This window comes from Streptomyces sp. NRRL B-24572 (genome assembly GCF_002156145.1).
GTDB classification, from domain to species: domain Bacteria; phylum Actinomycetota; class Actinomycetes; order Streptomycetales; family Streptomycetaceae; genus Streptomyces; species Streptomyces vietnamensis.
In genome coordinates this window covers 1-8,338 of the sequence record NZ_MWIG01000450.1, presented here as the reverse complement: position 1 = coordinate 8,338, position 8,338 = coordinate 1, and the positions used below count along the sequence as shown (strand labels likewise).

The window sequence follows — 8,338 nt, the reverse complement described above, 5'->3', positions numbered from 1 at the left end:
CCCGAGGGCCCCGCGCCCGCCGGCGCCGGGACCCCGGACCGTCCCGAACGGGACCCCCGTCGACTCGTCTTCGGCGACCTCCACGACTACCCGGTGATGGCGCAGGCCCTCGACAACCAGTGGCTGCCCGCCCATCTCGCGAGCGCCCGCCAGCACGCCTCCGCGCCCGCCCGGCCTCCCGTGGAAGCGGTCGAAGCGGCCTCCGCCGAGCTGCGCCGCTCGCTCGTGAACAGCGGCACCCTGGTGGTCAACCGCGCCTTCTTCCTCAACAACGAGGCGCTGTACTCGAATTACCTGCCGTCCGCCGACCCCGTGGAGCGGGACGCGTTCGTCCGGCTCCTGAACGACCGGGTGCTCGTCCCGTACCTGTACACGGAGAGGGACGCCGCCTCCGACTTCACCTGGGCCCACGACCGGGCCGTCGGCCACGCCTGGCGCAGGCTGGTGACGGAGGAGGCCGACCCGGCCCTCGTCCGCTTCGACTGGAACGACGAGTCGAACCGCGGCAAGGCCGAGCAGGTCGGCAACTTCTTCTCCTCGCAGCTCTCCCTCCTGCGCCGGCTGAAGGCGAAGGAGCTCGCCCAGGACCTCGGCATCCCGGAGGAACTGGCCCGGTCGATGCGCGAGGGCATCCTGAAGGACATGTACTTCTGGGCCGGCGAGCAGGACAACGACCGGGACATCACCCGCAACGCGGTCTACGAGCGGTTCCTCACCCGGCCCGGGACCGATCCGTACCAGAACCTGCTGCGGGACGGCGACGACATCGTCCCCACCAAGCAGCTGGTGGACCTGCTCTACAGCCTGGGCGTGCCCCGGGCCGGCGGCCTGATCCCGCTGACCCCGCCGGACTCCCCGCCCCGCTCGACGCTCCAGGAGCTGCGCCCGGACCTGCGGCCCCGCGACGACGACCCGGAGGCGATCGGCAGGCTGCTGCGGGATCTGTTCGCGGACGTCCTGCACCGGACGGTCGACGGCCCGAACTCGTACGCCGGGCTCTCCCTCGCCGACATCAACCGGCTCCGGCGGGAGGAGGAGTGGCGGGCGTACGTCGACTCCCTCGATTCCTTCGTCCGGGGCGGCGCCTTCGACAACGGGCGGCTCCCGTCCCCCGAGGAGTTCGCGGCGGGCACCTCCGAGGTGGCGCGGCGGCACGCCCGGATGCTGAAGGCCGCGCGGGCGACGAGCAGCGGTTCCGGAGACGGCTACGCCCGGGACATCGTCACGGCCCTGGTCGTCGAGGCCGGCGGGGTCGCCCTGCAGATCACGAGCGGCGAGGAGGTGTCGCTCATGACGGGGCTGGTGCAGGGGCTGACCGCGGTCGCCGGCGCGCTGACGATCCGGCTCGAGTTCTTCGACCGGGGCGCGAAGGGCCGGCGCGGAGGACTCGGTCACTCGCTGACATTGCCGACGCTGCGACTGGGCAACCTGAAGCGGGACTGGGAGGCGATTCTGGGGGCGTACGGCGGACGGGTCGTCCGGACGGACCAGCCGATCGGCAGCCTCCGCCAGGCCGACCAGCAGCGTCAGCCCGACTGAGGAGAACGGCCGGAGGGCCGGGAGAGGCAGAGTCCATGAGCGAGGAGCCCACGGACCGCTACGCACGGCTGCGCGAGGAGCGGCCCGAACTGTTCCGCAACGAGCCCGGCGGGATCGAGATCCTCACGGACCCGGCGGCGGTGGAGGCTGCCGGCGGGGTGGTGTACGAGGACCCGTACGTGTTGCTCGTACGGGACGCCGTGCGCTTCCCCAACGGCTACACCGGCGCGTACATCCGCGCGGTGAGCGCGACCGCCGAGCCGGGGTGTGTGGTCCTGCCGCTCCTGGGCGACCGGGTGGTGCTGATCGAGCACTACCGGCACGCCACCCGGTCCTGGCAGTGGGAGGTCCCGCGCGGCTTCGGCACGGCGGGCCTCACGGGCGAGGCGAACGCGGCGAAGGAGCTGGTGGAGGAGATCGGCGCGAAGGTCCGGGAGCTGGTCCCGCTCGGTTCCGTGCATCCCGATTCGGGGATCACCGGCGACCGGGTGCTGCTGTTCGCGGCCCGGATCGACGCCGTGGGGCGCCTCGAAACGGGCGAGGCCATCCGCCGCTCCCTGACGGTGTCGTCCGCCGAGGCCGAGGCCATGATCGCCGACGGGCGGATCACGGACGGGTTCACCATCGCCGTGATGACCCGCGCCCGCCTGGCGGGCCTGACGGCCTGAGGCGGGCGCGGGTCGTACGTCGGACGGGCGTCAGCCCATGCGGCGGCGGGCCGCCTCGTAGAGGACGACGCCTGCGGCGACACCGGCGTTGAGGGACTCGGCGCCGCCCGGCATCGGGATGCGGACGAGGAAGTCGCAGGTCTCGCCGACGAGGCGGGAGAGGCCCTTGCCCTCGGAGCCGACGACGATGACGACCGGGCCGCCCAGCTCCTCCAGCTCGTGGACCTCGCGGTCGCCGTCGGCCGCGAGGCCGACGACCGTGAGACCGGCCTTCTGGTACTGCTCCAGGCAGCGGGTCAGGTTGGTGGCGCGGGCGACCGGGGTACGGGCGGCGGTGCCGGCCGAGGTCTTCCAGGCGCCGGCGGTCATGCCGGCGGCGCGCCGCTCGGGGACGACGACGCCGTGGCCGCCGAAGGCGGAGACGGAGCGGACGACGGCGCCGAGGTTGCGCGGGTCGGTGACGCCGTCGAGGGCGACGATCAGCGGCTGGTCGTGGTCGTCGTGCGCCGCCTCGACGAGGTCCTCGGGGTGCGCGTACTCGTACGGCGGGACCTGGAGGACGAGGCCCTGGTGGTTGAGGCCGTTCGTCATCCGGTCGAGCTCGGGGCGCGGCGCCTCCATGATGTTGATGTTGCCGCGGCCGGTGGCGAGGTTCAGGGCCTCGCGCACGCGCTCGTCGTTGTCGATGAACTGCTGCACGTACAGGGTCGTGGCGGGCACGCCGTCGCGCAGGGCCTCGAAGACCGGGTTGCGGCCGACGACCATCTCGGACAGGCCCTTGCCGCCGCGGCGGGCGACGGGCTTGCGCTTGGCCGCGTTCCGGGCCATGGCGTTGGAGACGCGGTACGCCTTGTGGCCCTTGCGGTCCTCGGCCTTGGGCGTCGGGCCCTTGCCTTCGAGGCCCTTGCGCCGCTGGCCACCGCTGCCGACCGTCGCGCCCTTCTTGTTGGACGTACGACGTCCCCTGCGCTGGCTGTTCCCGGCCATGACTGCTACCTGTTTCCTCTGCTGACGTACTGACGTACAAAGTCTGTAATTGAAGTGTGCCGCCCGGTGTCCCGAGCGGCACGTCTTCTAACGGTTCCCCAGCGTCCAGCGGGGGCCGTCGGGGCTGTCCTCGATGGCGAGGCCGGACTGCGTGAGCTGGTCGCGGATCGCGTCCGCGGTCGCCCAGTCCTTGCGCTCGCGCGCCGATTCGCGCTGCTGGAGCACGAGGCGCACGAGGGTGTCGACGACGCCGTGGAGCTCCTCGCCGCCACCGGTTTCCTCGGCCCAGTGCGGGTCGAGCGGGTCGAGGCCGAGGACACCGAGCATGGCGCGGACCTCGGCGAGGCGGGCGATGGCCTCGTCCTTGTCGTCCGCGGCGAGGGCGCTGTTGCCCTGGCGGACGGTGGTGTGGATGATCGCCAGCGCGTGCGGCACGCCCAGGTCGTCGTCCATGGCCTCGGCGAAGGCCGGCGGCACCTCGGCGGCGGGGGCGACATCGCGCCCGGCCTTCTCGGTGGCGCGCTGGACGAAGCCCTCGATGCGGGCGAACGCCGACTCGGCCTCGCGCAGGGACTCCTCGCTGTACTCGATCATCGAGCGGTAGTGCGGGGTGCCCAGGTAGTAGCGCAGGACGATGGGCCGCCAGTTCTTCACCATCTCGGACACCAGCACGCTGTTGCCGAGCGACTTCGACATCTTCTCGCCGCTCATGGTGACCCAGGCGTTGTGCACCCAGTACTGGGCGAACTCGTCGCCGAAGGCCTTGGCCTGGGCGATCTCGTTCTCGTGGTGCGGGAAGATCAGGTCGAGGCCACCGCCGTGGATGTCGAAGGCGGAGCCCAGGTACTTGTGGGCCATGGCCGAGCACTCCAGGTGCCAGCCGGGACGGCCGCGGCCCCACGGGGTCTCCCAGTCGGGCTCGCCCGGCTTGGTCGCCTTCCACATGGCGAAGTCGCGCGGGTCGCGCTTGCCCGTGATGCCCTCCTCGGAGGGCTGGCGGAGGTCGTCGATGTCCTGGTTCGACAGCTCCAGGTAGCCCGGGAAGGAGCGCACGTCGAAGTAGACGCTGCCGTCCGCCTCGTAGGCGTGGCCGCGCTCGATCAGCCCCCGCATCATCTCGATCATCTCGGGGACGTGACCGGTGGCGCGGGGCTCGTAGGTCGGCGGGAGGCAACCGAGGGCCTCGTAACCGTCGTTGAACGCGCGCTCGTTCTCGTAGCCGATGGACCACCAGGGGCGCCCCTGCTCGACGCCCTTCCTGATGATCTTGTCGTCGATGTCGGTGACGTTGCGGATGAACGTGACGTCGTAGCCGCGGTACGCGAACCAGCGGCGCATGATGTCGAAGTTCAGCCCCGACCGGATGTGGCCGATGTGCGGGGCCGCCTGCACGGTGGCACCACAGAGGTAGATCGAGACGCAGCCCGGAGTGAGCGGGGTGAAGTCACGGATCTGCCGGGCGCTGGTGTCGTACAGGCGAATAGTCACCACTCCAGGGTAGTGGGCGTGTGGTAGTGCCCTGCGACCGATTCCCGGCGGCGGGGCACGTTTTTCACCGCTGCCGGGGCGATACGGGGCTGCTACCGGGGCGATACGGGGTAGACGAGGGCGGTCGCCAGGGCGGCGAGGCCCTCGGCGCGGCCGGTGAGGCCGAGCCCGTCCGTGGTGGTGCCGGAGACGGAGACGGGGGCGCCCGCCGCCTCGCTCAGCGCCTTCTGCGCCTCGTCGCGCCGCTTGCCGACCTTGGGGCGGACCCCGACGACCTGCACGGCGATGTTGCCGATCTCGTACCCCTCGGCGCGGACGATCCGGGCGGCCTCGGCGAGCAGGGTGACGCCGGAGGCGCCGGACCACTCGGGGCGCGAGGTGCCGAAGTGGGCGCCGAGGTCGCCGATCCCGGCGGCGGAGAAGAGCGCGTCGCAGGCGGCGTGGGCGGCGACGTCACCGTCGGAGTGCCCGGCGAGGCCGTACTCCTCCCCCTCCCAGAGCAGACCGGCGCACCACAGCTCGCGGCCCTTCTCGAAGGCGTGGACGTCCGTGCCGATGCCGGTCCGGGGGATCACGGGGAGATCAGAAGCCATCGTTGGCCCTCCTGCGGGCGAGTACGGCCTCGGCGAGGACGAGGTCGAGGGGACGGGTCACCTTGAAGGCCTCTTCGTGGCCGGGCACGACGACGACGGGCGCGCCGAGCCGCTCGACCATGCCGGCGTCGTCGGTGGCGCCCTCGCCGGTGAGGGCGATCGTGGCGTGGGCGTTGACCAGGGTGTCGTGGTCGAAGCCCTGCGGGGTCTGGACGGCGCGGAGGCGGGCGCGGACCGGGGTGGCGACGACCTGCTCGGGGTCGCCGGGCTTCTCGGCCGGCTCGACCTCCTTGACGGTGTCGGCGACGGGCAGCGCGGGGACGACGGCGACGGCCCCGTCCCGTACGGCCTCGATGACGGCGTCCACGGTGTCGACGGGGACCAGGGGGCGGGCCGCGTCGTGGACGAGGACGGTGGTGATGCCCTCGGGGAGCGCCTTGAGGCCGAGGTGGACGGACTCCTGGCGGGTCTCGCCGCCGGGGACGACGAGGTAGTCGGTCCGCTCGGGCAGGGCGTGGGCGTCGAGGAGGTTCTTGACCTCGGCGGCCCCGTCGCTGGGCGCGACCACGACCACGAGCGAGACCGCGCGGGAGGCGGCCATCGCGCGGACGGCGTGGATCAGCATGGGGGTGCCGTTCAGCGCGCGGAGCGCCTTGGGGGCGCCCGGGCCGAGGCGTACGCCCCGCCCTGCGGCCGGGATCACCACGGCGGTACGGCTAGGACGCACTTCGTCTGACATCGGTTGCACTCCGGCAGGTTTGTTTCCGCGGCCGACATGGGTATGGCCTCACCGTGCCGGACGCACCGCCTTGACCGGGCCCTTTCCGTGACGACGGTCGAGGCGTGGCCGCGTGGGCACAGGGGTTCGGGTGGAGAAAGTTCAGGGGGTGCGGGTTACTTCAGCGGTGCGGTCGGGCGTACGGCTCCGCAAAGGTACGCGAACAGGCCGACGCGACGCGCCTGCGCGAACATGCCGCCTACGCGAACATGCCGCAGCGCCCGGCGACGGCGCTGTGTGGATCACAGCACGCCAGCGGGCACCACGGCATTGCTTCACTGCTTCACTTGGAAACGCGGCTCAGGACGCGAGGACCTCGTCGAGGAGAGCCTCGGCCTTGTCCTCGTTCGTGTTCTCCGCGAGGGCCAGCTCACTCACCAGGATCTGCCGAGCCTTGGCGAGCATGCGCTTCTCACCTGCGGAAAGTCCGCGCTCGCGCTCACGACGCCACAGGTCGCGCACCACTTCGGCGACCTTGATGACATCGCCGGAGGCGAGCTTCTCGAGATTTGCCTTGTAGCGACGGGACCAGTTCGTCGGCTCTTCGGCGTACGGCGCGCGCAGCACCTCGAAGACCCGGTCCAGCCCGTCCTGACCGACCACGTCGCGAACACCGACGAACTCCGCATTGTCCGCCGGCACACGAACCGTCAGGTCGCCCTGCGCGACCTTGAGCACCAAGTAGGTCTTGTCCACGCCTTTGATCTGGCGAGTTTCGATGGCCTCGATCAGCGCGGCCCCGTGATGGGGATAGACCACGGTGTCGCCAACCTTGAACGTCATGTGACAGGTACCCCTTCCGTGGCTATCCAGGGTAACACGGATTCGGCTTCTTCTGAATGGCGTTTTCGCAGGTCAGGGCATATCTCGGGGCTTGACAACGGTGACACGAACGTGCTGCGGAGGGCTTCCGGAAGGCGGTATTCGCAGGTCGGAGCGGCTGCGTGGACGGAGAGAAACGCGCACGTTACACATACCCGGAGCCCCTCCAGGGAGGGGCGATGCCCCGGTTTGTCCGGTTCGGAGTGGCCTTCTTCACCTGCTCCGTTCGAGGATCGCCCACCCGTACGGATGCATCCGGGGGTGATTCCCGAAATTGATCAGTGGACATCAAGCGACATCGGTGCGGGATTTTCCGCGGGGGTGGCCGCGGGGAATGCGGGGACGCCTCCGAATTGATCAAGGCGGTTATGTGAACAACAGGTCAATGGGTCGTGATCCGGCCAGATGGGCGGCCGGGCGACGAGTACCGGAAGGGCGTACGGGAGAGCCGAGGGGGGCCTGCGGAAGGGACGCCGGAGGGCCCGCGTCAGGCGCCCCGGCGGTGTTCCCGGAGAGCGGCTCCGGGGCGCCTCCCGGGCGGCTCTGATCGGTTAGGGGCGGGTCGGGTGCGGGACGCGGAGTGAGGCTCGGTAACCTAAGCGCGCTGACACACCTTTAGCTGTCCCTTAGTTCCCACGCCTGTCCGTACGTCCTAGGAGATGCCGCCGCCGTGAGCCGCAGCCTTCGACGCGGCGCCCTCGCCGCCACCGCCACCGTGTTCTCCGTCGCCCTGCTGTCCGCCTGTGGAGCGGGCAACGACGCGCAGACGCTGCAAGTGCGGCCGGACAACGCCGCCGTCACCGTGGACGACGTCAAGATCCAGAACGCGCTGGTAATCACCCAGCCCGAGCCCGGCGTCAAGGGCCCGGCCGCCGTCTCGGCCACCGTCTTCAACAACGGCCGCCTGCCGCAGACCCTCGACTCGATCAGCCTGCCGGGCCTGCGCGCCGCGGTGGTGCTGAAGGCCGCCGGGGGCACGGGCCCGATCGTCGTCCCGGCCCACGGCTCCGTCGTCATCGGCGGCGAGGGCAACGCCTCCGCCCTTGTCCTGAACGGCTCCGAGGCCGCCCGTGACGGCGACGCGCAGAAGGTCGTCTTCAAGCTCAGCAGGACCGGCGACGTCGGCCTGAACGCCTTCGTCGTCCCGGCGAAGAGCTACTTCGAGGCGTACGGCCCGAGCGCCGTCCCGGCCGTCCCGCAGGCGGCGCCGACCGCCTCGGCGACCACCTCGCCGACCGCCTCCGCGACGCCCTCGGGCGAGGCCTCGGGCGCCGCCGAGACCCCGGCCTCGGGCGAGCCGACGACCGCCGGCCACTGACGGCGAACGGACACGCGCGAAGGGGCGCCCCCGGACGGGGGCGCCCCTTCGCGCGTACGTACGAACCGATGACGGCTCTTTAGGCCTCGGCCTCGGCCCTACGGCTCTTTACGGCTCGAACTTGTACCCGAGGCCGCGGACCGTC

At 71.3% G+C, this 8,338-nt stretch carries 8 protein-coding genes; 3 read left to right on the top strand and 5 right to left on the bottom strand.

Going from position 1 to position 8,338, the window contains the following annotated elements:
* Positions 1-1,539: hypothetical protein (locus CCN56_RS43415; RefSeq protein ID WP_086830371.1), on the top strand; the 1,539-nt coding region annotated here is incomplete at its 5' end.
* A 35-nt stretch (positions 1,540-1,574) separates the two neighbouring features.
* Entirely contained in the window at positions 1,575-2,207 is a 633-nt protein-coding gene (locus CCN56_RS25775) for an NUDIX hydrolase (RefSeq protein WP_086830370.1), read from the top strand.
* Positions 2,208-2,237: 30 nt separating this feature from the next.
* Here the strand turns inward: CCN56_RS25775 and rlmB are convergent, their stop codons facing one another.
* The 5 genes from rlmB to CCN56_RS25750 form a co-directional block, all read right to left on the bottom strand.
* Complete coding sequence (gene rlmB, locus CCN56_RS25770) at positions 2,238-3,194, bottom strand: 23S rRNA (guanosine(2251)-2'-O)-methyltransferase RlmB (protein WP_086830369.1); 957 nt, start codon at positions 3,192-3,194, stop codon at positions 2,238-2,240.
* A gap of 87 nt (positions 3,195-3,281) precedes the next feature.
* Positions 3,282-4,682, bottom strand: coding sequence for a cysteine--tRNA ligase (gene cysS / locus CCN56_RS25765; protein WP_086830368.1), 1,401 nt, complete (start codon positions 4,680-4,682; stop codon positions 3,282-3,284).
* A gap of 92 nt (positions 4,683-4,774) precedes the next feature.
* Positions 4,775-5,275 carry a 2-C-methyl-D-erythritol 2,4-cyclodiphosphate synthase gene (gene ispF / locus CCN56_RS25760; RefSeq protein ID WP_086830367.1) on the bottom strand — a complete coding sequence of 167 codons (501 nt, stop codon included), beginning with the start codon at positions 5,273-5,275 and terminating at the stop codon, positions 4,775-4,777.
* Positions 5,265-6,014: a 2-C-methyl-D-erythritol 4-phosphate cytidylyltransferase gene (gene ispD, locus CCN56_RS25755; RefSeq protein WP_086830366.1), complete on the bottom strand. Its 750-nt coding sequence runs from the start codon at positions 6,012-6,014 to the stop codon at positions 5,265-5,267. Before ispD ends, ispF begins: the two co-directional genes overlap by 11 nt.
* Positions 6,015-6,353: 339 nt before the next feature.
* Positions 6,354-6,836, bottom strand: a complete 483-nt coding sequence (locus CCN56_RS25750) for a CarD family transcriptional regulator (RefSeq protein WP_003953493.1) — start codon at positions 6,834-6,836, stop codon at positions 6,354-6,356.
* 709 nt (positions 6,837-7,545) lie between these two features.
* Here CCN56_RS25750 and CCN56_RS25740 point away from each other — a divergent pair.
* Entirely contained in the window at positions 7,546-8,193 is a 648-nt protein-coding gene (locus CCN56_RS25740; protein ID WP_086830365.1) for a DUF461 domain-containing protein, read from the top strand.
* Positions 8,194-8,338 lie beyond the last annotated feature (145 nt).

Excerpts from the sequence above, each read along its gene's own strand:
- CCN56_RS25775 (WP_086830370.1), top strand. The coding sequence starts at position 1,575 with ATGAGCGAGGAGCCCACGGACCGCTACGCACGGCTGCGCGAGGAGCGG.
- rlmB (WP_086830369.1), bottom strand. The coding sequence starts at position 3,194 with ATGGCCGGGAACAGCCAGCGCAGGGGACGTCGTACGTCCAACAAGAAG.
- ispF (WP_086830367.1), bottom strand. The coding sequence starts at position 5,275 with ATGGCTTCTGATCTCCCCGTGATCCCCCGGACCGGCATCGGCACGGAC.
- ispD (WP_086830366.1), bottom strand. The coding sequence starts at position 6,014 with ATGTCAGACGAAGTGCGTCCTAGCCGTACCGCCGTGGTGATCCCGGCC.
- CCN56_RS25750 (WP_003953493.1), bottom strand. The coding sequence starts at position 6,836 with ATGACGTTCAAGGTTGGCGACACCGTGGTCTATCCCCATCACGGGGCC.